At 59.3% G+C, this 889-nt stretch carries 2 protein-coding genes; both read right to left on the bottom strand.

Features of this window, described 5'->3' with window-relative positions; translation table 11 throughout:
• Positions 1–363, bottom strand: a 363-nt coding sequence (locus NS334_RS18460) for a hypothetical protein (RefSeq protein WP_206542749.1), incomplete at its 3' end; no start/stop codon positions are given.
• A gap of 35 nt (positions 364–398) precedes the next feature.
• Positions 399–889 (bottom strand): hypothetical protein (locus tag NS334_RS18785; RefSeq protein ID WP_206542748.1); only part of this gene is annotated, 491 nt, incomplete at its 5' end.

Below are 889 nucleotides of genomic sequence, written 5' to 3'. Positions count from 1 at the left end.
GTCTAGATCTGGGAGACCACCAAGACTCGCGTAGTCGACGGCCTTAATGGCTAATGAAGCAAGACTGTGGCGCTCTTGGCTGGCGGTGTAAAACTGGTCAAGCCGATCCACCAGCGCTTGGCGGGGTTTCGATGCTTCGACGAAATTAACCAGCTTGTCCTTGATGTCCTGACCGCCAACGATTTTGAGGTCGAGGATCGCTTTGGCCCTTTCGCCAAAATCCTTTTTGGCGGCCTCAGCGTCGGCATTGGCGCGGCCTTCAACATACGCATCAAAAGCGGCCAAGCGTTCTTGTGCCTGCGCACCGAGCGGCTGATGACAGAGCACGCACGTATTGGCATTAGCCAGCTGGGGCGGCTTCAACGGTGGGAAACGCTTCGGCCGCAAAATTGCGCGCATTACATCAGGATCTGACGCCAAGTATCGCTGCCCAGCTGCGGGACCGCTGATTCAGCTGCAAGGGCGGAAGCGGCTGCTTTCGCGGCGTCCCGTGACTGAGCAGCCTTCTGCCGCGCCTCTTTCAGGGCCGCTAGGCCATCGTTGCCGAGGGCCTTAAAGATAGCGTTCGCATCGGCGACAAACGTATCGACCGCTGACTTGGCCGCCTCCTTGACCCTCTTAACAAGTGCCGGGTCGCTCCCCAGCTCCAGCTTGATTGCCTGAAGATCAGCCTCGTCCTTCTCCTCCCACACGGCGAAAGACCGCATGGAAGCCTCGTCTGGTAGCTGTTCGTCAGCTTTCAGCCTTGCCAGCATGGTGGAGATTTTCGTGGGGTTGTCATATCCCTGCGGCAATGGGGCCTGGTGGGCTTTGACCAATCGCGCCTCTTCGGCCCTGAAGCGCCCGTCTAGGGTGCGGACCGCCTCAGCGAGATTGGTCAGCAGTGCGA

The organism is Sphingomonas endophytica, from assembly GCF_001476895.1.
In the GTDB taxonomy this organism is placed as follows: domain Bacteria; phylum Pseudomonadota; class Alphaproteobacteria; order Sphingomonadales; family Sphingomonadaceae; genus Sphingomonas; species Sphingomonas endophytica_A.
The sequence above is the reverse complement of the archived record's forward strand: the minus strand, read 5'-3'. Positions and strand labels throughout refer to the sequence as shown.